The sequence below is a fragment of the uncultured Tenacibaculum sp. genome (assembly GCF_947502995.1).
Classification (GTDB): Bacteria; Bacteroidota; Bacteroidia; order Flavobacteriales; family Flavobacteriaceae; genus Polaribacter.
Map to the genome: position 1 here is coordinate 33,293 of NZ_CANNBW010000018.1, position 24,448 is coordinate 57,740.

A 24,448-nucleotide genomic window follows, 5' to 3' on the forward strand; every position below is an offset into this window, starting at 1 on the left:
TTATAACCAACGATTAGAACTTGTTTTTAAAGCTAATTTCCCATTAGATTCTCTTTGAATGAAAACAAACTCTTTATCGTTAAGCTTATCTAATTGTTGCACGTTTACAAATGGTAAGTTAATAAAATCTACTCCTTCTGTTCCTGCTCGTTCTTTAACTCTGGTTGTTAATGAATTTCCAAAAGACTCGATATCTGAAACCTTAAATTTCATTAACGCTCTGTTAGAATTCGCCATTAGAATAAAACGTTTTCCTTTATTGTTTGTCATTTCAATAATATCTAAAGGTGTATTCCAATTTCCTAATTCAGCAACAGTTCTTCCTTTTGTATGAGAACCTGGTGTTAAACTTTCCATAGGAAAAACAACCAATGGCGTACAGGTATAACTAGCAATAATGTGTGGTTGATTATTTATAGTTGTAGTCATGAACGTTTTTATTGGTGCATGAGTTTCATATTTTCCGTGGGCTGCGTGATAAATTTCTAAAGAACTATCACTTTGCTTGTTTGTGAAAGGAAAAGGAATTGCTCTAAAAGTTGAAGCAAACTCTGCATTACTTAAACCAGAAACCATAATTTGTCCGTTTGCAAATTGAATATCAGTAATTGCTAAACTACGTAACGGTCTACCTCTTCTATCTTTAGCATCTGCATTCACCACATTTGAAACATTTACTTTTGAAAATGATACTGATTTTAGTGGAACATTTTCTAATGTATTGTTGTTTACCAAGAATAAAAACGATTTTCCTGAACTGTGTTGCGCTCCTAGATAAATATTTTGATTTACAGGATTTACAACCATATCGATAATTTGTAATTGATCACTATCAGATCCTAAAAGCTGACCTAAAAGTGCTTCAATATCTTTTAAATATAATTTTTGATTTGTTGCCTTTTTTGCTGAACTCATATCTACAGCTACAACTTGAGAATTCTTACTATCCCCTAAAAACAATATTCCTTTTGGACCAAAAGTCATGGCATTTATTGAACCAATTTCTGGATTTCCAGTTACAAAATCTTCTGTTAATGAATCAACTGCATAAATAGGTATGCATAACAATCCAATAATTAGTGTAAGTATTAATTTTTTCATTGTTTGATTTATTTCTACCAAAGTTAAACATTACAAAAGCTGATAATCGTGAAAGAAATGTTAACGTTTGTATACTTTAACACAGATAAACCACTTAAAAACAAAATTTTACACAATCACATCGATTTGTTAAGTATAAAACAAAAGAGGTTCAATTTCTTGAAACCTCTTTACATACTTATAATTATATCTGTCTTTAAATTCTATTTTATAGCTACATTTTTATTAGACTTCCAATACAATATTTCTTTAATTAAAAATATGTTTGCGACTACCATTAAGAATAAAATCAGAATTTCTGAGACATTACTCATCTCGTAAATAATAGCCGTTATCCAATGATAAATATTAAATAAGCCTAATAAAACTGCCCAAATCAAAGAAGTCCACTTAAACCATTTTTGAGCGAATTCTACAGTTAGAATTGCAAATAAAAACGCCATTCCTTCTAAAATAATTCTCCATTGATGAGCCCATCCTGGAATTTCTCCATCGGCTCCTTCTAATACTAAAGATTCTTGAAAATACACGTTTGCTATTCCGTAAACATGATGTATAATGAATCCGATAACCATGGTTAACCATAGTATGATAATTTTTGTTCGCATTGCTATAAAGTTTTTATCTATTGTTTGTTCTTTTGATTGATGTAATTTTTCTTCTTCCTGCAACTGTAATTTGGCTGCTTTATAATCGATAGGATTCTTCGTAAATGAACTTTGAGCTTTTACTTTTTCATTTATTTTAGTGTAAGCCAATAAACTTATAATTCCAATACTTAACCATAACATATCTATAGTTAAAATATCGTATTGATGCTCTTGAAAAGAAATCCATATCCATTGTTTAGAAACAATTCCGTTTACTATTGGAATTAAAACACCTGTAATTCCACCAAGTAATAAACTGATCTTATTTATTTTGTAATTATCTCTTTTAAACCTCATGAAGAGTATCATCAAAATCCAAAGTATGAAGTAGAAATAATATATGGCAGATTGTGAATTTGTGAATCGTGTTCCAAATAATTTTATGAACAGAAAAGAAATTGCTGTTACTGGTAACATTGATAAACATATTGACAAATAAATATGCCCAATATTAGCTGTAAATAAACGCTGACTCAAAGTCATGCTTTTTTTATTTCTAGCTTCAACCCAAATTAAAACTCCCGATAGTATGACAAAACAAGTAATTAATGCTAAGACGAAATAAATGATTTTCATCAAAACTCCCCCAAAATCACCAAAATGCAAACGAGTTAAGACTCGCTGTGTGTCTTCAATATAATTAAGTTCTCCTGGATTTTTATCTGCTTTTATTAATCCAGTTTCCATGTCAAAAATTACTCTTCCTAAACCAACAAATCTTTCTGAATCTTTCAACTCACCTTGAAGTACATACTTCATATTAGTGCCGCCATAATTTCTTATAAATGCAGTAGTAAATTCAAACTCATTCCAAAAGGTATCGGATTTTTGGATAAAGTCATTAAAAAGAGGAAGCTTCTCTGTTGCTTTTTCTTTCCAGACATACGTTTTTCGTTCTGGACGAATATCTTCTAAAAGTTTGGTTTGATCTCCATTATAAAGAAAATTAGCAGGAAGTAAAACCAAAATGGATAAACAGAAATATGCTCCTGTTACTGCAAAAATAAATTGAAAAGGTAATCCTATAATTCCTAAAGCAGTATGTGCATCTGTCCAAACTCTTTTTAAAGCAATCTTAGGATTGAATGTATAAAAATTTGAAACTATTTTTTTCCAATGTACTATCACTCCTGTGATAATTGCAAACAAGAAAAATATGGCTACAAAACCTGCCAAATAAATTCCAATAATAGGAATTTGATGAAAGAAATGTAATCTGTACAGAAACTCTCCGATACCATAGTACTCGTGGTATTCTTTTCTTTCTTCAGTATGAATGTCTAGAGAAAAAAACTGTGCAGTTTTGCTCTTTTCTGTTGCTGTAGAATCTTGACTAGCTAAAAGATATACATAAATTTTATCTTCATGCTTCCCTAAATCTATTTGTAGATCTCTACCAGATAAATCATAATCTTTATTTAATGTTGCTAATAATTTATCATAATCGATATCCTTTCTATTGGTATAGGTAGATTTTTTTCCTTCTTCCCAAATTCCAATTTCATCTTTGAATAAAGCAAAAGCTCCAGCAAAAAAGATAATATATAATGCTACACTAATTACAATTCCACTTACAGTATGCGTATTGAAAAAAACATTGTAATTTCTATTACTCATGATACAAATGGATTTTCTTTTTGAACTAAAGTGTATAGAATAAAAAGTAACACAATAATCAACATATACATTAGTAGTGATTTAAATCCGTTTTTAAATAAAAAAGGAATTATCAATAATGTTCCCCAAATTATAAACATGGTAAAAATTGATGTGATTAAAATCTCTTTATGAAATGGTAAAACCAAAGCTACAATCATATGTAGCAAAGCTGTTATGATATAGCCTCCAAGTATACCTGAAACAATTTTAGTTCCTTTATGCCAAAACGACGTTGTTAAGTATTTTCTGTTAGCTGGCATAATTCAATATTAGTTCGATTACAATAGAAAAAAACATAACAAAAACGGTATAGTTTGTTTTAAATAACCGAAGTGGATATATACATATGATAAGGCTCAACAAACTACTTAAAGCAAATAACCAGAATAAAAAACCAAGTGTAAATCCGTAAGAAAACATAGCATAAATTAATGCTGAACATAATATCGTTAATCCAATTATTTTCTTGAAAGAAAATGACCTATTTAAGATACTATCTAACCATGAATTCTTAAATAAAACTACTTTGCTTGAAGTGCTATACATTACAAAAGCTCCTATTAATAAAATTGAAATTTCAACGGTTATCATAATTTAATTTTTTAATCACAAAACTCTAAACCTTTTGATTTAGAGTTTTGCTTTCATGGCTTTAGTTCAAATTACTTAAGTCTTAAAATTTGTATGTTAAAGCACCAAAGTAAGCTCTAGGTTGTTGGGGGGTAAGTGTACTCCAACCTTTGTAATACACCTCATCTGTTAAATTATTTACATTAAAACTTACTCTAAATTTTGCGTGGTCATAATACACTCCTGCATTAAATACTGTATATGCTGGAAGTGTAAACTCACCTACATGCGGATATCCTTCCATAGTGTTGTAATCACTTGATCCATTAAATCCTGCAGTAATTCCTAAGTTTTTAATTTTACCTTCTTGGAATCTGTAATCTGCCCAAAAGTTATAGGTAAACTCTGCTCCTGCTTCACCAAATCTCTGACCAATTAATAATGGATTAGAAGTTGACTCAACTATTTCTGAGTCGTTGTAAGCAAAACCTCCTCTAAGGTTTAAACCATCAACAGGATATGCATTAAAGTCTAATTCAATTCCTTGACTCTTTACTTTTCCGTCTTGTTGTTGTGTAGCTCCAAATCCAATAATTTTATTATCAATTGTAATATTGTAGTAACTTATTGTAGTTTCTAATTTATTTCCAAATAAGTTTGCTTTTACTCCTCCTTCAAACTGATCTGCATTTTCTAAATCAAAAGAACGTAATACTAATGGAGAAGTTAAATCACCTGGAATTGAGTTTGCTAATACAGGATTCACATAATTAAATCCATTTTGGTAATTAGCAAATACAGAAAGCTTATTTAAAATTGGCTGATAAACCACACCTACTTTTGGTGAAAATGTAGATTTGGTATATTCCGTTGCATTATCTAACTCTGTATTTTTATCTCCTTGGTAATCGAAACGATCGTAACGTACACCTGCCATTACAGATAGTTCTGGTAAAATATTAATCACATCAGATACATAAGCACTTAATACATTTTGATTCACATTTGTATTCGCATTAACAGCTCCAGTAAGTGCTAAATCTAAATTATTTCTATTCGTTGGTAAACCTTGAATTAACTGTCCTTGTGCTGTAATTACATTTAATAATCTAAAATCTGAACTGTTATCAATATTCTGAGTTTCTAAATAATCAACACCAACTAATACACGATTACGAATAGTTCCTAATTTAAAATCTCCAGTAAAATTTTGTTGAATATCTAAAGAATTTGTTTCAGCATCACTTCTTTGTCCTACCGTTGCAAAGAAAGGATTAGGTTGTGTTGCATCTAAAGGATTCGCAAAAATATTATTGATAAATGTGTAATAACCTTTAGATTCTGCACTACTTCCAGAAATAATAGTTTGTGAAGACCAATTATCTGTAATCTTATACGCAATTTCTCCTCTAAAGTTTTGAGTTGGATTACTTATTTGAAGACTGTTATCGGTAAAAGATAAATTAGGATCGTAATTTAATGTTTCTAAATTACTGAATGCTAAAGGTCCTAATCTGTTTAAGAATAAGAAAACAGGATTGGTTTGTTTATTTCCTGAAACTTCATAATTAAAGTTTAACGTTAATCGATCGTTAACCTGATATGAAATAGCTGGCGCCATAAATACTGATTCTCTTAAACCAGCATCTTGAAAACTATCTTCTGACTGAAAACCTGCATTAAATCGAATAGAAAATTTCTCACTACTATCTGTAGTATTTACGTCTAATGCTAACTTTTTAAACCCGAATGATCCACCGCCAACAGATATTGTTCCGCCAGTACCTTTGTATGGTTTTTTAGTCACGATGTTTATTAAACCTCCGTAAGAAGTAACTGTACTTCCGAATAATGTAGCAGATGGCCCTTTTATTACCTCAACACGTTCTACATTAAATGGATTAATAAAACCATTTGTAATACCTGGCATTCCATTTACTAATTGTGGCTGTGTAGCGAAACCACGAATAGAATAATATCCTGCTCCATCTCCAGGTCTTCCTGTTGATTGCCATAATTTATCAACTCCAACAGCATTCTTTAAAGCATCTTCAAAATTATTTACATTTTGAGAAACTAATAATTCATCTGTAATTGTACTGTAAACCTGAGAATTTTCAATATTTTTTAAAGGCAGCTTAGCTACATAAGCTGTTTTTTTCCTTGAAAACTTATTCTTTTGATTGGTGATTGTTACTTCTTTTAACAGTTCATTTCCTTCATAAAGAACTATAACTGAATTACTAGTTAATTCTGAAACACGAATCGTTTTTGTTTTAAAACCTAAGTAAGAAAGAACGATTATATCGTTTTCTTCAGCTTCTACTGAAAACTTTCCATCTATGTCTGTTTCAAACTGTTTAGTTGTCTCCTTTATTATTATAGTAACCCCCGGTAAAGAGACATTGTTGTTATCTACAACCTTCCCGCTTATTTGTGCATTATTTACAACACTATATAAACACAGCAGAAAAAAAAGTATAATTTTTTTCATTTATTTTTATTTAGACTGATTAAATATTATGTTTGCAGCAAATGTATAATGTTCCCCGAATACTGCAAAATAATTTAGAATAATTTTAAATAACAAAACAAAGTTTATTATTCGAGCACAAAATTATTTACAGTAATGACTATTTAAATGACGTAACTGGGATAAAAAATGACGAACTATGGAAACTATTAATATAATAGTTGATGCGACTAATGAATATGTTTTAGATGACATTCTTGAATTAAAAGAGATAGATGAACATTGTGGTTTAACTACTAAAAAATATAGTCTTAAAAAAGAATTAGGTTCTGGAGAAGTTATCTCTTGGAATTTTGAAGGTTTAATGGTGAGAAAAAGAGTGTTTTCTTTTAACAACCCTATTAGATTTAAAGGTTTTTATGAAATGGATTCCTTAGTATATTCTGTATTATTAAAAGGTAAGAAACAACTCTTTATTCCAAATCCTAAGATTGAATTAATTCAAGAAGAAATGGAAAGCTGCATTTCATTTATTAGTAAAACAAACGGATATATCGCTTATCCTAAAAATATAACAATTAAAGAAATTGTGATTAAGATGTCTGATGAGTTCATAAAGAAACATAGTTTATCTTCTTCTTTTCCAATACATGAAAATTATGCTATAGAAAATCTTCGAGAGAATTTTACAAATCAATTGGATTATAAGACTGAAAATATCATTAATGAAATCGTATCAGATGATAAATCGGGATTATTAAAACGTTTATTTTTAGAATCTAAAGCTTTAGAATTATTAATGCTACAATTTGATAACAAAAAGAAAGGCATTAATAATTCTACTACTTTAAAGAAAACATATCTTGTTAGAGATTTAATCGTTAACAATTTACACACACAATATTCTGTGAATGAATTATCTAAAAAAGCATTTTTAAATGAATTTCTTTTAAAGAAAGAATTCAAAAAAACATTCGGAATAACTATTTTCGAATTTGCACTTCAGGAACGTATGAAAGAAGCTAAACTACTTCTTATAAACAGTACAAAACCAATTTATGAAATTGCTGAACTTGTTGGCTATAAAAATCCCACTCATTTTTCTGCAGCGTTTAAGAAAATTGAAAAATTAACTCCTAAACAATTTCGAAATAAAGAACAATAATTTAAGCTATGCTTTTTTCTTTCTTAGCTTTTTCTCTATAATACCTTGCTTTTTTTCCTCCATCAATATGATTCCAGCCTGGCGGCATAAAAATGTATTTTATTTTATCTAAAAGAGTAGGTGCATTTTTAATGTCAATCCATAATTCTTTCCAAAGTAAAAACTGAACATGCCAAAAACTCTCACTATTTAACGTATCATGCATTACGCCATACTCTATTTTTTCTTCTTGTATTTCTTTCTGAAAGGTTTTAAATAAACGATCCCAAATACTAAATGTTTCTCCATAATTTCTATCTAAATACACATGATTTCTAGCATGATGTACACGATGTACAGATGGAGTTACAAGAATTTTTTCTAACCATTTATGTTTCCAAACATACTTTTCATTGATATGCGTTAAAGTTGCATATAATCTTGCAACAGGCTCTATAACAAAAATCATAAAAGGATGAAATCCAAGAATAGGCAACCAAATAAAATTAAAAGGAGTAAAAAATACATCAAAAATAGATCCCCTTGCAACTACTGTTAAATTCATTTCTTCTGCTGTATGATGAACGCCATGAATACACCATAAAACTCTAACTTTATGACCTAGAAAATGAATAAAAAACACAGTAAAATCATATAATAAATACGCCAAAATCCAATTATACCAACTAAAATCTAAATTGAATAACTTATGTTCGTATAACCAAAACATAGTTCCTACAATAAAAATTTTAGCTAATAAGAAATACGGAATACTTTGAATTAAATAAGAAAGAATACTTACTATACTTTCTTTTTTCTTTTCAATATAATTAGTTAGAAAAAGTATTCCTAACTCTAATAACATAAGTACTAAGACAATTACACTCATATGTGCTAAATGTCCTGACAGAATCTCTAGTGATGTTAAATTCATTTTATTGATTTGAAAAAGTTGTAGTTAAAAAGTTAGCAATTTGCTCGAGAGCTGCTTTTGAAGCCGTAGTGTTTCTTAATGCATTAAGTACTATAAAATCATGAATAGTTCCTCCGTATCTTGTAGAAATTACAGGAACATTAGCCATACGTAACTTCTTAGCATAAGCTTCTCCTTCATCACGTAGCACATCGTATTCAGCTGTTATTAATAATGTTTTTGGAAGTTCTTTTAACTCTTTTATAGTTGCTTTTAAAGGAGCTACAGTTGATAAATTGTGTGTTTTCACATCTGGTGTATAGACTTCAAAAAACCATTGCATTGTTGCTCTAGATAAATAATGTCCTTTTGAAAATTGATGATAAGATGCTGTATTTAAATTCGTATCTGTAACCGGATATAATAGTACTTGTCCGCTTAACTTAAATTCTTTTCTTTTCTTTGTCATTAAAGCAATTACAGTTGCCATGTTTCCGCCAGCACTATCTCCTCCAACAATAATCTTTTTAGAGTTTAAACCTAATTTTTCTCCAAATTTGCTGATGTATAATGTTGCTAAATACGCTTCTTCATTTGCAACCGGATACTTTATTTCTGGTGTTCTAGAATATTCAACAAAAACTACCGCCGCTTTAGCTTTATCTGAAATATCAGACATTAAACGCTTATGGGTTTCAAAACTATTATAAGCCCAACCTCCACCATGAAAATACATTAATACAGGTAATAACTCCTTATTATTTATAGGTTTAGTAATAATAACATTAACGTTTTTATTGCGAAGCTCAAACGAATGTTTTTCAAAAGTTACTTTACTGTAAGAAATTGAACTATCTCTTTGCATATTTTCCATTGCATTTCTGGCAATGTTAATAGGCAGTTCATGAATTGGCGGACCATCATAAGAATGAATAACTTCTAAAAATTGTTGAACCGTAGGATCTAATCCATAACTTCCTGCGAGTTTAGCTTGAGCAAGAATACTGTATTGCAAAAAAGCAACACATAAGAAAATCATAAACCTCATTACTAAACTGTTTGTTGAATTAATCTTGCTTTCTTTTTTCTCTTAGGAATAACATATGAATTATAGATATACAACAATAAGAATGTTCCTAAATTGATACCGAAAATGATCAGTAGTGTGATTGGTTCATTGTAATGAGAAAAATTTGCAAAAGGCAGTAACCAATAAATTAAAACCCATTGAAGAATATAAAAAGGTGTGACATTTTTACTGCAATAGAATAATAATTTACTGATATAATTTTCTTTCGGAAGTAATAATTCTATTCGATAATAGACCCAAAATAATACTAATAAAATTCCCATTAATCCCATACTTCCTCCAGGACCTAAATGATAATAATCTCCGAAATGATATTCGTAATTATAGTCACAAAGTAATTTACCAATGATTAAAAAAACTATTCCGAAATATAGCATCGGTTTAAATAAAGATTGATTAGCGTCTTCTGGTTTATCTTGATAGCTTAAACCAAAATATAAGCCTACTAAAATGAAAGATAACCAAGGAAATAATGGAAAATAAACATCAAAATTATTACCCCATAGTAAATTTAATATGTAATCGATTACAGGAACTCCAAGTTGAAAGCCACTTACAACTTTAGACAGCCACATGATTATTAAAGCTAGAATGATTAATACATATTTATTTTTAATTAGAAATTTAAAAGAAAGTCCGATTAAGAATAATGAAATCCCTACCAATTGAAACATATCTCCTTTTAAAAAATAATTCCACATTCTATCAGGAATATTAAGTGCTAAACCACTAGCTTCAACAAAGCTTTCTGGAAAACCTCCAAAAAGCAATAAAGGCACAATAAATCTTAGAAAATTTAAGACATAACCCAAAGCGATAATTAATAAAGCTTTCCTTAGAATTCCACTTCTATTTGCATTTCTAGAGAAGGCAAAAGAAATTCCCATTACAATAAGAAATATAGGTGAACCTCTTTCTAGTAATTGTACAAAATTACCAGTAACAGTATTTTCCCAAGTTTCCATACTTGAATAAAGCATCATTACATGTACAGGTATCATCATCAAAACACTAAAGCCTCTAACGAAATCAACTCCTCTTACTCTATTTTGTTTTTTCATTTAATTTGATTTAATTTTTAAAATCCCAAGTCAATTTTTTAGACAATGGTTTTCTTCTTCTATTGCCTAATACAATATTCTCTTTCAATTTCCCCATGAATAAGATTCCTAAAAACTGTTCCCTTTCTTCTAAAGGAATTCTTTTTCCGTATTCCATAGTTGCTGAAGCTGTATCCCAATAACAACCGATATTTGCAGCAGTACAGCTTAACCACATATTTTGAACTGCACAGGAAATTGCTGCAATTTCTTCCCATTCTGGAAGTTGTGCTCTTTTACTAGGTTGAAAAATTACACCTAACAGCGTAGCATTTTTCGCATATTGCTTTGTAGATTGAAAACGTTCTGTAGAAAACTCTTTTTCAGTATATAATTCTCGGTAATATTTTGCCATAAACTCACCTAATGCTAATTTGTGATTTCCTTCTAAAACCACAAATCTCCATGGTTGCGTTAGTTTATGAGTTGGTGCCCATAATCCATTCGACACAATATTTTCAATAGTTTCTTTGGATAATTGTTCTTCTGAAAAATCGTATGCATATGTTGATCTTCTATCTTTAATCAACTTAGTAATTGCTTCAAAAGTCATACTATATCGTTTCTAAAGATGGTTTTGATTTTGTTTCCTTTCTGAATTTTGCTAACGGATTTTCAAGAGTTCCTACTAATTTTAAACTTTCGATAGGATCAGCTAAATTCAACATCTGTTTTGTATTTCCTAATTGGAGTCTATTTAAACAACAACGATCGAATTCATCAACAAATAAATTATAACGGTCATATTTATCCATAAACTCTGGATGTTGTTCTTGATATTCATAAATACAATCTGCTACCAATTGCCAGAAGTTATATTCAGAGAAGTTGACATGAAGTTCTAATTGTTCTCCTAAAAATCTGAAAAAACAGTCGAAAACATCAGTAAAAATTGATAGTACTTTCATTTTATCTGAAGTCTCTGTGTACAATCTATCAACATGCTCTGGTAAATTCATTTCTTTATTGAAAACAATCACCTCTTCTGTGATGTCTTTCATCAAAACATAAACTGGAGTATCTTCTTCTAAAACTAATATTAAGTTTTCCCCATGAGGCATAAAAACAAACTCATATTTGTAAAAACAATGTAGCAATGGAGCTAAATATGCTTTTAAATAACGCTGAATCCAAGTTGTAGTTCCGTACGGAGATTTATCAATTAATCCTGCTAAAAGAGAATTATCTTCTGCATCTATGTGCAATAGGGCAGCCATTGTTAACACTCTTTGATTGGAACTAATTTTAGTAAACGGACTTTCTCTCCATAATGCAGATAGCATTTTATTATGCGGATTTGTTTTTCCTAAAACTTCGTAATAATGATTCTGATAACCAATAGTTGCAACTTCACCTAACATGGTAAATCCATTATTAGTTAAGTATTCATCTTCAGCAAGTAAATCGGTTATCCAAGTTGTGATTGGTGGCGTACTTTGCATATAATAAGGCGATAAACCACGCATAAATCCCATATTTAAAATCGACAAAGCTCCTTTTGTATACAACTTTTCTGGATTAGTTCTATTAAATAATGTTCTGAGGGATTGCTGTGCTGAATAAAAATCATCACTTTCACCAACTAAAACAATGTTTTTCTTGGCGATATCTGCGGCAAAAACATGAGTGATTTTGTTGGTCCATTGCCAAGGATGAACAGGCATTAAAAGATAGTCGTCAGTTTTTACATTAACTTCTTTTAAAATTTGGTTGAACTCATATACTTTTTTCTTTCCTAGTTCATTATTTAATAAACTTTCATATTCAAAACCTTTTACAGCGGTGTAAGTTGCATAGTTTTTATGAACAGCTAACCATAAAATTTTAAATGGTGTGTTTGCTTCCGGAGCATATAAATGATAGTCGTTGGTATTAAAACCTATCCTTCCGTTATTTGCTACAAAACAAGGATGACCTTCTGTCATTGCATGTTCTATTTCTTGAAAATTTTGAGTCGCAAGTTCTGTTGCTGAATATTTTTCGTTTGATAGTTTGTAGGCCGCGCCAAAAAGAGTGCTTGTTATTTCTTCTAAATAGGTGGCTAAAAACTTATCTGGAATTCCTAAAGTAAATTTAAATTCTGTGATAAAATGAATTGCATCTAAATCTAAATTATTTCCTTTTGCATCATTTTTTATAATACTATTTTTATAAATGCTCCAATGATCTAAAAAGTTCTTTTTCGCTTCAAATTGATACTTGAATCTCTCACAATCAGTTTTAATTTCATAAACTGAACACTCACCTTTTTCTTTTATAAAACTTGGCTTTATAATAAGTTCATGGGCAAATTCACTGATTGCTTTTTTAATTAAGTTACGATTTACAATCTTCCAAATATGAGGCTGTAAATGTGCTATATATTGTGACATTTTATATCTTATTTATGGCTTCTTGAAATGATTCTTTAGTGCAAAAAGCAAGGGAAGCAATTTTATGAGATAACTCAATATCTTTATCGTAAATGAAGCCTGCTTTTTTGTTTAATACATGAATTTTCTCATTATTCTTATCTGGTTCAACTACAACTCTTTTTACAAAAGGCAAGCTGAAAAAATATTCCATAATTGTAGAAAACACATACCATGTAAATTGTGGAATCCTTTTTTCTACTGGAGCCACGAGAATGTGCATACCATAATCATTGGGTAAAGCATTATAATGTGCTGCTATTTCATCTTCTTGAGCTTTGTATCGTTCCATCAAAAAGACAGGAACATTATTCAACAAACCGATGAAAGTATGATGATTAGCATTATCTTCTATTTCTTGATAAGCTTCTTTTACTTCTTCAATAGTTTGACCTAACATTCCCCAATACTTTGCATAAGGTTGAGTTACCCAATGATGAAGAAAATTGATATCCTCTTCCAAATTGATAGGACGAATGCTCATTTTTCCTACATCAGGAATGTCTTTCGAAAAAATTACTGTATCAGTTGAAATCATTTCTATACAGTTTGTGTTTTAAATAGTGCTATTGGATTTTCTAAATCGCCTGCGAATTGAAGTAACGCTACAGGATCATCTAAATCAATCATTTGTTTATGATTATTTAATTGTAATCTGTTTAAGCATGATAGTTTAAAATCATCGGCAAACATGTCGTACTTTTTAAATTTTTCTTCTAATTCTGGAAAATGCACTTGATATTCTGTTACATTTTCTGCAACTAACTCCCAGAAACGTTCTTCTGAATATTGTGCATGTTCAAATAAAATCGGAGCTAAAAATCTAAAGAACCCGTCAAACATATCTGTGAAGATTGAAAGTAATTTTACATCTTCTGGTACAGGAGCATACATACGTTTTAAGTGCTCTGGTAACTCTACATCTTCGCTTAAAACACAAGCCTCTTCTGTGATGTCTTTTAATAAAGCATATACTGGGATATTATGCTCTAAAACTAAAATAATATTTTCTCCATGAGGCATAAACACTAAATCATAATAGTAGAAACAATGCAACATCGGACTCAAATAAGCTTTTAAATATTTTCTAATCCAATCGTCGATTGAAATTCCTGAATTTTTTATCATTTCTGGTAATAAAGCATTCCCATGATGATCAATGTGGAGTAAAGCCGCCATAGTTATTGGCTTTTGATTTTTTGTTACAACTGAGTACGGGCTTTCTCTCCACAATGATGCTAACATTTTGTTATAATCGTTATGTGGCCCAAACTCTTCAAAATAAGGATTTACATAACTTACGGATCCTATCTCACTTAACATTCTGAATCCGTTTTCTTTTATAAAAGCATCGTTGTACAATAAATTCTCCAACCAAACTGCCATCTTAGGAGCTGTTCCAAGATAATATAGTGGTAAACCTCTCATGAAGCCCATATTTAAGATTGACAAAGCAGATTTGGTGTAGAATTTTTGGGGATTAATTATGTTAAATAATGTACGAATTGATTGCTGTGCTAAATATTGATCTGGACTATATCCTAAACAAATTAAATCTCCTTTAGCTACTTCTGGTGCAAAAATGTTTGCTAGCTTATTAAACCATTGCCATGGATGAATCGGAATGAATAGATAATCTTCTGGTCGATGTCCTTTTTCTAAAATTGTATTATTAAATTTAACGATAGTTGTAGCATCTAATTCTTGCTGAATTAACTTTTCGTAAGGCAAACTTTCTAACGCAGAATAAACAGCTTTACTTTTATGACCAGCTAACCATAATAATGAAAAAGAGTTTCCTGCTTCTGGCGCATACGAACGATAATCTGTACTATCGAAACCTATTCTTCCATTATTGGCAACAAAACCAGGATGACCTTCAGTCATCGATTGTTCTATAGTTTGAAAATCTGCAGTTGCTAATTCTTTTGCTGTGGGGTTACCTTTTGTGATTTTATAAGCACTTCCGTATAAAGTACTAATGATTTCCTCTAAGTATACAGGCATTTTTTCATCTGCAATACCTAAAGCTTTTCTAAATTCTTTAATAAAAAAGATAGCGTCTAAAGCTACTTCTTCATCCTTTTTGAACTTTTTAATTGAAAACTCATCAATTAAAAAATGATTCATAGCCATAGGTTTTCCATAGAATTCATATCGAATTTCTTTCTGATCGCCGTAAACTTTATAATGATGAAATCCCTTATCTAAATTAGAAATGATTTCTGGCTGTATTAGTAACTCGTGCGAAAACTCACATAAGGCTTTTTTTATTAATAATCGATTGGCTTGTCGCCAAACTTTTGGTTGTATATGTTGTGTTGATTGTTGTGGAGAAACCACATTATCTATAGTATTCATACTACTTCTTTTTGAAGGTAAAAGTGTTTTTATTTTTTGCTGATAATTTTGCTTTGTTAAAAAAGCTAATTGAGCAGTTTTGTGTGGTAATTCGATGATGTCACCAAGTTGAAAACCTATACGCTCACAAAGCGCAAACATCTTTTTATTTCGAATATCTGGCTCTACTAATATTCGATAAACAGAATCATTAGAAAAGATGAAATCCATGATTGCTCTAAACATAAACCAAGTAAAATTTGGAATTTTAGTTTCAGCTGGTGGAGCTACGATAATATGTATTCCACAATCATTATGTTTAGCGTTGTAGAAATCCCCAATTATATCTTGCTTTGGATTGTAACGTTCTAGTACAAAAGCAGGCTCATTATTATATTCTCCTACAAAAACATCATAATGTTCTGGTTTTGTCAATTTTTTATATTCCTTTTTTACATCTTTTAAAGTAGCATCTTGCATTCCCCAAAAAAAGGCATACTCTTTTGTTACCCAAGAATGTAAAAACTCACTGTCATTTTTCACATCAAAAGATCGTATACTAATCTGACCTATTGAATCATACTTCTTTTCAAAAATTATTTTTTTCTTACTCATAACTTAAGTTTTAGCGAGTTCTTTATGAGTTACTCTCACAGATTTAAATACGAAGAAGTATAAAACTAGTGTAATCACAAATCCAACTAAAGCAATGGTGAACGGAATTTGTAAACTAAATTTATCTACAACAACACCTACACTTAATGAAGCTATTAGTACTCCTAAATTTTGAAAAAAATGAATCTTACTATAATCTAATGCATAAGAATCTGGAGTACTTAATTCGAATAAAAGAATATCAAATTTTACAACTCCTTGGAAAATTGCCCATCCGTAAATTATTCTTCCAACAATTACAAAAGCATCGGAAGGAATTCCTTGAAGAAAAAGTCCGATTAAAGCTATACAAAGTGCATTGATAATACCTTTGTAACCATCTTGAGTTTTTCTTTTGTTGTTAATCCAAAGTGTGATTAAGGCAACAAAGCCAGGAATTGCATACACTGTTCCAGATATAAACTTGGTTTTATATGCTGAAAAGCTCTCCCAATACAATGAGAAAAACGGTCTGATTAAGAAATCACTGAAATATAAAATCAGTGTTATTAATCCCAATTTCAAAATGAAACCTTTAGGAATTAATTTCTTTTCCGTCTTGACTTCTTTTGAAACGATTAATCCCGTTGCATACTTATCGCTTTTTAATAAATATCCGCTCATTCCCATCTGTATAAAATCTCCAGCAGCCATGATTAAAAAGATATTTCTAGGATCAATTAAATCTACAGTTAACCCACCAATTACTGCACCTAAAATCCCACCTAAATGCACAACAACAGATAACAATCCAATGGTTTTTGGATGTTCTTCTTTTGTTATTATTTTTAAAATATAAGGATACACTAAAAGGTAACTTCCTTTAAATAAAATCATAATTAAAGAAACTATCCAAAAAGTGATATATGAACTGGTATAAAAGCAATACAAGGCTAAAATCCCAGCTACAAACTGAGTATAAACTAATATATTTAACTCTGAAACTTTCTTAGAAATATATGCCCAAAAAGGAAAAGCAATCATTACCATGAAGCAAATTGCAGCAAAGTAATAACCAACCATTTCTGGATCTTTTACACCAAAACGCAATTCAAAAAATTGTGGGTAAAAAGGATGTAACAAATAATCACTGACAACAGCAACTAAAGTCATTAAAATCAAAAAGTTTTTTAATTTCATTTGCTTATTCAAAATTTCGTCGTTTTTACTAGTGAATGAAACAATCTACTTGGTTGATGATAGATTGCTTCATTTTGATTTCACTAGTAACGACGAATTACATATTTACTAATTGATTACATTCATTAGAATTTCTTCTTCTTGACTCACACCAAATTGTTGAAAAGCAATTTTACTCTCGATAGGATAATATTCTGCTCCTGTCATTTCTTTAATAATGTATGAGTTTCTGTAAGCTGCCATTCCTAAATCTGGAGTTACAAAACCATGAGTATGTAATTCTGCATTTTGTACAAAAATTTCGTTACCATTTTTATCTACACTATAGTTACGTGCTACATCAAAACGCTCTTTTGCATCCCATTGAATTCGATCTGAAATTCCATTTACAAATTCTGGTAATTGGTACGAATATCCTGTTGCTAACACCAATCCTTCAGTTTCGTGTTGGAAGTATTTATCCTGCTCAACTTGATGTAATTCTAATTGAACTGTGTTGTCTTGTAATTTAGTTTCAATAAGTTCAGTGTTTGTTCTTAAAGAAACTTTCAACTTATCTTCTGCAACTACTCGTTTCGTATATAAAGTATCGTGAATTGCAGCGATTAAATCACTGTTTATTCCTTTGTATAAATGTTTCTGATTTTTAATTAAATCGTCTCTTTTTTCACTAGGTAAATCATAAAAATAATCTACATATTCTGGAGATGTCATTTCTAATGTCAACTTAGAGTATTCTAGAGGAAAGAATCTCGGAGATCGTGTAATCCAATTCAATTCATAACCAATTGTATCTGCTTCTAATAATAGATCATGAAAAATTTCAGCAGCACTTTGCCCACTTCCTAAAACCGTAATTTTCTTTTGTTTTTGTAAACTTTCTTTATGATCTAAATATGCTGAAGAATGAACAGCTTTTCCTTTTAGTTTTTTACAACATTCTGGAATGTAAGGTGGAGTTCCTGTTCCTAAAACTAACTTTTTAGCTTTATAAATTTTTATTTCATGTGTTTTTGTACATCTTGCTGTGACTACATAAACTTTCTCTTTCTCATCGTAATCGATATGAGTTACATCTGTATTAAAATGAATATTATTTAGTTTACTAATAGCCCACTGACAATACTGATTGTATTCATTTCTTAATAACAAAAAGTTCTCTCGAATGTAAAAAGAATACATTCTTCCTTTCTGTTTGATATAATTTAAAAAACTAAATTCATTTGTAGGATCGGCTAATGTTACCAAATCTGCCATAAAAGGAATTTGTAATGTGGTATCTTCTAACAACATTCCTGGATGCCAATCGAACTTTTCTTTTCTATCTAAAAAAACACCATTCAAATTTTCTATATGCTCAGTTAAACAAGCTAAACCTAAATTAAAAGGTCCTACTCCAACGGCTATAAAATCTGCTACATTCTTACTCATAATAATTCGGTTTTTGGTTGATATAGTTTTCCTGTTTCTTCAATCATTTTCACAATATTTAATAGATTTTCTATTGTATTTTTAGGATTAAGAAGTGTAAATTTCAAATAGATGTTTCCGTTTAACTTTGTACTTGCTACAGAAGCTTTTCCTGATGTATATAGTTTATTTTTAATGTATAAATTCACATCATCGTGAGTAGGTTCGTGTGCTGCTTCAGAATTTTTATAACGAAAAACAACAGTACTTAATTCTGGAACATGAGCTAATTCAAAATTCGGATTCTCTTTTAAATGCATGTACACTTGTTTTGCTAAATAATGTACTTCCTCTAAGTATGAAGCAATAGTTTTTGTTCCTAAAGTTTTTAAGGTTAACCACACTTTTAAAGCATCGAATCTTCTGGTTGTTTGAATTGATTTTTCAATTAAATTCGGACGCTCTTTGTCTTTATTTTCTAGCGGATTTAAATAATCTGCATAATATGATACATATTGAAAATGCTGCTTATTCTTTACTAAAAAAGCACTACAACTTACAGGTTGGAATAACGTTTTGTGAAAATCGACAGTTACAGAATCTACCATTTCCATTCCTTTAAAATGATGTTTATGTGTTTCAGTTAAAATGTAACATCCACCATATGCGCCATCTACATGCAACCACATGTTTTGCTCTTTCGCAATTTTCCCTATAGTTTGTAATGGATCAAAACTTCCGTAATCTGTAGTTCCTAATGTAGCAACAACTGCAATAGGAATATTTCCTTCTTGCTTGGTTTTCTCAATAGCTACATATAAAGCTTCAGTATCCATTCGCATTTTTTCATCTACTTTAACAGGAATTACAGCATCGTAACCTAAACCTAATAAAGCTGCATTTTTTTGAATACTGAAATGTGATTTCTCTGAACAGAAAATCTTGAATTTATTTACTTCTTCAGACCATCCGTTTTGCTTAATATTAATTCCAAAATTTTCAAAAGCATAATGATCTCTTGCCATTAACAACGCCATAAAATTCGATTGTGTTCCTCCACTTGTAAACACTCCATCTGAGTTTGTATCGAAACAGAACTCATTACAAATCCAACGAATTACTTCTTGCTCTATAAACGTTGCCGAAGTACTTTGATCCCATGTTTCTACCGCTGTATTTACTGTTGTTGCTATAAGCTCTGCAACTATTGACGGTAATGTTATTGGGCAATTTAAATGCGCTACATAATTTGGGTTATGAAAACGTATTGCATGATTTATGTATAAATCATTAAGTTCCTGTAAAGCTTTATCAATTGATTTTGAGTTATAAACATCAACTAATCGAGCTTTTAATTTATTCTCATGAATTTCTTCGAGGTTGTCTCCTTTATAGAATTTTCTTGTTCCTAAAAACTTCTGAATATATCCTAAAGTTTTTGAAACATAATCTTCATATAACTGTAAAGATTCATCATTAAATAAATAATTGTTTAATGATAATTCTTTAAAAGGAGGAGCTTCATTTATAAACATTATTTTTATTTAGTCTTAATAATGAAGCAAAATTATTCAGAGATTAAAAAATTTTAGTGACGAATTAAGGATAAAAAAAGACGTGATTATAATCTACAAATATTCAAATTCTACTGGGAAAGGTTTTATTTCTACACCTTTTAAATCTGCTTCTTCTAAAGCTTTTTTTAAAGACTCATTAATTATTACAAAAGAAATATCTCTTAATACGAAGTATAAAACACTAAAAACAACCTTAATTCAAATTGGTAAATGAAAATTAATCATTTAATAATAGCTGTTTGTAATGAACAATAAAACTAATTTTTAATATTTACTTTTGTGAAAATTGCTTTAAACTTTTTATATAATTGGAAAAGGCTCCTAACTAAGGTAAAAAGTATAATATAAACACATAACTATATATTCAATTTCATTAATGTTATTAATAAAAATAATACTTTTCAGTATTGCTATATTTCAAGGAATGATTATTGGTTTTTTACTTTTAAAATCACCTTTTTTTAAAAGTAAATCTAACAAGTTTCTTGCTTATGCTCTTTTTTCTGCATCATGGGTTTTGTTAGATATAATATTAGAAATTTCTAATTCATATAAACTGTTTCCTTACCTTAAAGTCATAGAAACATTAGACGCTCTATTACTATTTCCAACTTTTATATTACTTTTTGTAATTCATCAGGTAAAATCGCCTCAAAGAAATTCTAAAAAATTATTATGGCTGTTTATACCTACAGCTTTTATTGTAATAGTATTGGCTTTTTTTAATTATTTCTTTAATGATTTTGAAGATCTAAATGAAACCAATATGTTGCTAGCATTCCTTTTAATTGGTTTATTATATATTACTACTCTTTCTTTTATTCCGTATTGTTTAATTAAAACATACAAATACATAAAACTTTCTATTTATAAAGAAGAAAAGCAATGGTTGTTAAAGTTATGGAAATTTGAACTTTTTTTATTGGTAATGGTAATGCTTTTATTCGTCATAAGTCCATTCGTAGTTGATTTGACAGCAAGTATAATACAATTAATAGCTCTATTTGGAACGCTATTTATTCATTGGATTGCTTATTCTGGAGTTTATAAATTGAAATTAAAAAGCGACAGGGAAAAAGTTAGAGCTCTACTTACCAATAAATTTTTTAACGCTAATAAATTTGAAAACATAAAAGAAAAATCTTCGTTACCAAAATCTTATAACAATGTAACAAACAATAACGAAGATTTAAAAGTAACTATAACTAATTTAAACATAGAATCACATAAACAAGAATTTAAGATTAATGAATATACTCCTACCTTATCAAAAGAAAATATTTATTTCAAAAGATTAGAAGATCTTTGTTTAAATGAAAAAATATATAGAGATAATACATTAGATAGAAATAAAGTAGCTAAAATGCTAGGTATTAGTCCTAATTATTTTTCTCAAATTATCAACTCTGAAACAGGGAGTAATTTTACTACCTACATTAATCGATATAGAGTAGAAGATGTTAAGAAGATTATTTTAAACAAAGAGTTTGAAAAGTATAGCTTATTAGCAATTGGACTTGAATGTGGTTTTTCTTCAAAATCTACATTTCATAATTCGTTTAAAAAAATTACAGGTATGACTCCAAACGCTTATAAAAATATGCAAAAATAAGTTTCAATTTGTACGATTCGGTCTTTTTAAAACCTCTTACTTACATCTTTTATAGAGTTTTGCTGTAGAAAAATTAAAAATCTATAGTAATGAAAGTTTTAAAAAAAGAAAAAAACACAACTTATAAAACAATTACAATTTTAAAAATATTTATGGTTTTACTACTTGTAAGTTGTAAAAAGAGTGATCCTATTCCACATTCATCATTATCAGATCAAATTAGTAATCAAAAATATGTTGATATTTTAGAAAGTAATTTAACAAATTTACCTGAAGGAGCCCAAGTAGCTATCGCACTAATTAAAGGAGATAAAACCGAATATATTGGAGTTATTAGAGAGAATGGAGAGTTAAAGGTAAAAGATAATACAAATAGTATATTTGAAATTGGCTCAATTACTAAAGTATTTACTAGTATATGCCTATCAAGCATGATAAACAGTAATGAAGCTAGCTTATCTGAAACTTTACAAGAGCAATTTGATTTTCCTCTATTAGCAGTGGGAAATGTTACTTTTAAGCAAATGGCAAATCATACTTCTGGCATACCTAGGATGCCAAATAATGTTAATGAAATAATAGGTTTTAATCCAGAAGATCTCTATGCGGTTTATACTTATGAAAATTTGAAAAGTTATTTACAAAATCATGTCGTACTTAATAATCCTAGTGGTACTGTTTATGAATATTCTAATATAGCCACAGGTATTTTAGGATATTCTTTAGCAAGAAAACGAAATACAACCTACGAAGAGCTATTACAAGATATTATTTTTAACCCGTTAGGTATGAACAGTAGTACGACATTACTTAGCAACGTTGACACTTCTAGATTAGTAGAACCAAGAGATATTAACGGAAATATTAAGATACATTGGAATTTTGCCGAAACCGTAACCGCAGCAGGATCCATAAAGTCTTCTGTTAACGATATGGAAAAATTTATTCGTAAAAACTTTGAAGATGATGTAATCTATAATCTACCACAACAAAAAACATTTAAAAAAGAAACAGATCAGCATGTAGGTTTAGGGTGGGGAATTAGTGATCATGAAGGCTTTTCTTTATTACAACATGATGGTGGTACAGGTGGTTTTTCTTCAATACTTTTTATAGATAAAAACAATGAAATTGGAGTATTAATATTAAGTAATGTAGAAGAATATCATGAAACAATAGTTCCAATGGCTACTAATTTTTTAATTGAATTAAAATTCAATAAAGAAAAAGTGAAAAGTTATTGAAATATTTGTCGGAGACACTATAATCTTTAAAATAAAGATGATATTTAACCACAATTATGACGGATTCAATTAAATCTGAATCCGTCGTAATTTCTAAAGTTAGTACTAAATTGATCACTAACCTCTGTAAACCACAAAAAACCTCAACTAAAAACTTGTAAACAAAACATATAAATATGAAAAAGACCAGATTATTATTAATAGCATTAACTTTTACTATTATTATAAATGGACAAACTTTAAAAATTCAAGGAGGAACATCGATATCAAAACTTAATTGGAAACTATCAGGGATTAATGACAATCCATTTTATAATGAAACATTGATTGGATATTCCATATTTGCTGGATTAAATTATCTCGAGAAACAGTATTTCAATCTTTCAAGTAACATTGGAATGATTAGAAAGGGTGGTAAAGATGAAATTCAACTTACCGACCAATTTGGAGAATTTACTGGACAGACAGTTACAGAAAAACCATCACTGGATTATTTATCAATCAATACTACGATTGATTTCAAATATAAAATAAAAGAGAGGTTGTCTCCATTTATAAGTTTCGGACCTCGATTTGATTATTTAGTAAATAGTAGCAAACATTTTGAAAGTCTTGAAAATATTAATGAGTTAAAACGTACATCTCTTGGGTTAATTTTTGGTGGAGGATTAAAATATGACATTTCAAACTTTCAACTTGGATTGAGAGCAGATTACTATTTAGATTTTACAAAAGTCGCAAATTGGGAAACTGAAAGTAGTCCAAATGGTGGAGAAGTAACCGTAGATACTTTTACTATAAATTTGACAATTGGATATAGATTTAAATAATTGCTGATGCCAATACAAGGTAATAAAACATTCAAGTAATAATATCCAAATCAGAAAAACATTTAATCAGAAACATAGAAAACTAACAATCCTACATTTCAGATCGCCATTTTTAAAGGCAATATTTACCAATAACAAACTTTAAGAAACAAAAAAAGCTTCACAAAAATGTGAAGCTTTTAAATTTAGTAGCGGGAACAGGACTCGAACCTGTGACCTTCGGGTTATGAGCCCGACGAGCTGCCTACTGCTCTATCCCGCGATATTGGACGGCAAAAATACATCTTTTTTCTAATAAAATCCAAATAAAAAATAACTTTATTTTCCAAAAATTAATAATTGATAAAATTACTTCATTAAAAAATTCACCAAGTTATTATTAACATGCATGTCAACCTTCATTTTAAGAAACAAAAAAAGCTTCACAAAAAGTGAAGCTTTTAACTTTAGTAGCGGGAACAGGACTCGAACCTGTGACCTTCGGGTTATGAGTTCGAAGGAATGCCTATTTTCACGCTTTTAAACATCAA

Annotated in this window: 19 protein-coding genes and 1 tRNA gene; 4 read left to right on the forward strand and 16 right to left on the reverse strand. The window is 29.5% G+C overall.

Features of this window, described 5'->3' with window-relative positions:
• The 5 genes from Q1A46_RS15150 to Q1A46_RS15170 form a co-directional block, all read right to left on the reverse strand.
• On the reverse strand, positions 1–1,101 hold the full coding sequence (locus Q1A46_RS15150; protein WP_299680537.1) for a hypothetical protein: 1,101 nt from the start codon (positions 1,099–1,101) through the stop codon (positions 1–3).
• A gap of 203 nt (positions 1,102–1,304) precedes the next feature.
• Complete coding sequence (locus Q1A46_RS15155) at positions 1,305–3,368, reverse strand: PepSY domain-containing protein (protein ID WP_299680540.1); 2,064 nt, start codon at positions 3,366–3,368, stop codon at positions 1,305–1,307.
• Positions 3,365–3,670, reverse strand: a complete 306-nt coding sequence (locus Q1A46_RS15160; RefSeq protein ID WP_299680543.1) for a hypothetical protein — start codon at positions 3,668–3,670, stop codon at positions 3,365–3,367. The genes Q1A46_RS15155 and Q1A46_RS15160 overlap by 4 nt, the downstream gene beginning before the upstream one ends.
• Positions 3,660–4,001 (reverse strand): hypothetical protein, encoded by a 342-nt coding sequence (locus Q1A46_RS15165; protein ID WP_299680546.1) that lies wholly within the window; start codon positions 3,999–4,001, stop codon positions 3,660–3,662. Before Q1A46_RS15165 ends, Q1A46_RS15160 begins: the two co-directional genes overlap by 11 nt.
• An 82-nt stretch (positions 4,002–4,083) precedes the next feature.
• A complete protein-coding gene (locus tag Q1A46_RS15170; RefSeq protein WP_299680549.1) occupies positions 4,084–6,474 on the reverse strand; it encodes a TonB-dependent receptor in 2,391 nt (796 codons plus the stop codon).
• A gap of 178 nt (positions 6,475–6,652) precedes the next feature.
• Between Q1A46_RS15170 and Q1A46_RS15175 the strand changes: the two genes are divergently transcribed.
• On the forward strand, positions 6,653–7,618 hold the full coding sequence (locus tag Q1A46_RS15175) for a helix-turn-helix transcriptional regulator (protein ID WP_299680552.1): 966 nt from the start codon (positions 6,653–6,655) through the stop codon (positions 7,616–7,618).
• A gap of 1 nt (position 7,619) precedes the next feature.
• Here Q1A46_RS15175 and Q1A46_RS15180 read toward each other — a convergent pair whose 3' ends face one another.
• The 10 genes from Q1A46_RS15180 to Q1A46_RS15225 form a co-directional block, all read right to left on the reverse strand.
• The gene (locus Q1A46_RS15180) at positions 7,620–8,531 is read right to left on the reverse strand and encodes a sterol desaturase family protein (RefSeq protein ID WP_299680555.1); all 912 of its coding nucleotides are present in this window, start codon (positions 8,529–8,531) and stop codon (positions 7,620–7,622) included.
• Between the two features lies 1 nt (position 8,532).
• Positions 8,533–9,558 (reverse strand): alpha/beta hydrolase, encoded by a 1,026-nt coding sequence (locus tag Q1A46_RS15185; protein ID WP_299680558.1) that lies wholly within the window; start codon positions 9,556–9,558, stop codon positions 8,533–8,535.
• A 2-nt stretch (positions 9,559–9,560) separates the two neighbouring features.
• Complete coding sequence (locus Q1A46_RS15190; protein ID WP_299680561.1) at positions 9,561–10,661, reverse strand: heparan-alpha-glucosaminide N-acetyltransferase domain-containing protein; 1,101 nt, start codon at positions 10,659–10,661, stop codon at positions 9,561–9,563.
• Positions 10,662–10,671: 10 nt separating this feature from the next.
• Positions 10,672–11,253 carry a nitroreductase gene (locus Q1A46_RS15195; protein WP_299680564.1) on the reverse strand — a complete coding sequence of 194 codons (582 nt, stop codon included), beginning with the start codon at positions 11,251–11,253 and terminating at the stop codon, positions 10,672–10,674.
• 1 nt (position 11,254) lies between these two features.
• The gene (locus Q1A46_RS15200) at positions 11,255–13,072 is read right to left on the reverse strand and encodes an IucA/IucC family siderophore biosynthesis protein (RefSeq protein ID WP_299680567.1); all 1,818 of its coding nucleotides are present in this window, start codon (positions 13,070–13,072) and stop codon (positions 11,255–11,257) included.
• Between the two features lies 1 nt (position 13,073).
• Positions 13,074–13,649 carry a GNAT family N-acetyltransferase gene (locus Q1A46_RS15205; RefSeq protein ID WP_299680570.1) on the reverse strand — a complete coding sequence of 192 codons (576 nt, stop codon included), beginning with the start codon at positions 13,647–13,649 and terminating at the stop codon, positions 13,074–13,076.
• Between the two features lie 2 nt (positions 13,650–13,651).
• A complete protein-coding gene (locus Q1A46_RS15210; RefSeq protein WP_299680573.1) occupies positions 13,652–16,066 on the reverse strand; it encodes a GNAT family N-acetyltransferase in 2,415 nt (804 codons plus the stop codon).
• Positions 16,067–16,069: 3 nt separating this feature from the next.
• Complete coding sequence (locus Q1A46_RS15215; RefSeq protein WP_299680576.1) at positions 16,070–17,245, reverse strand: MFS transporter; 1,176 nt, start codon at positions 17,243–17,245, stop codon at positions 16,070–16,072.
• Positions 17,246–17,353: 108 nt separating this feature from the next.
• A complete protein-coding gene (locus Q1A46_RS15220) occupies positions 17,354–18,676 on the reverse strand; it encodes a lysine N(6)-hydroxylase/L-ornithine N(5)-oxygenase family protein (protein WP_299680579.1) in 1,323 nt (440 codons plus the stop codon).
• Positions 18,673–20,190, reverse strand: a complete 1,518-nt coding sequence (locus Q1A46_RS15225) for an aspartate aminotransferase family protein (RefSeq protein ID WP_299680582.1) — start codon at positions 20,188–20,190, stop codon at positions 18,673–18,675. The genes Q1A46_RS15220 and Q1A46_RS15225 overlap by 4 nt, the downstream gene beginning before the upstream one ends.
• A gap of 418 nt (positions 20,191–20,608) precedes the next feature.
• Here Q1A46_RS15225 and Q1A46_RS15230 point away from each other — a divergent pair, with 418 nt between their 5' ends.
• The 3 genes from Q1A46_RS15230 (at position 20,609) to Q1A46_RS15240 (ending at position 23,918) form a co-directional block, all read left to right on the forward strand.
• Positions 20,609–21,844 carry an AraC family transcriptional regulator gene (locus Q1A46_RS15230; RefSeq protein ID WP_299680585.1) on the forward strand — a complete coding sequence of 412 codons (1,236 nt, stop codon included), beginning with the start codon at positions 20,609–20,611 and terminating at the stop codon, positions 21,842–21,844.
• An 89-nt stretch (positions 21,845–21,933) separates the two neighbouring features.
• Complete coding sequence (locus Q1A46_RS15235) at positions 21,934–23,088, forward strand: serine hydrolase (protein ID WP_299680588.1); 1,155 nt, start codon at positions 21,934–21,936, stop codon at positions 23,086–23,088.
• A gap of 176 nt (positions 23,089–23,264) precedes the next feature.
• On the forward strand, positions 23,265–23,918 hold the full coding sequence (locus tag Q1A46_RS15240; RefSeq protein WP_299680591.1) for an outer membrane beta-barrel protein: 654 nt from the start codon (positions 23,265–23,267) through the stop codon (positions 23,916–23,918).
• Between the two features lie 189 nt (positions 23,919–24,107).
• Here the strand turns inward: Q1A46_RS15240 and Q1A46_RS15245 are convergent.
• Positions 24,108–24,180: transfer RNA gene (locus Q1A46_RS15245), tRNA-Met, on the reverse strand.
• Positions 24,181–24,448: the final 268 nt, after the last annotated feature.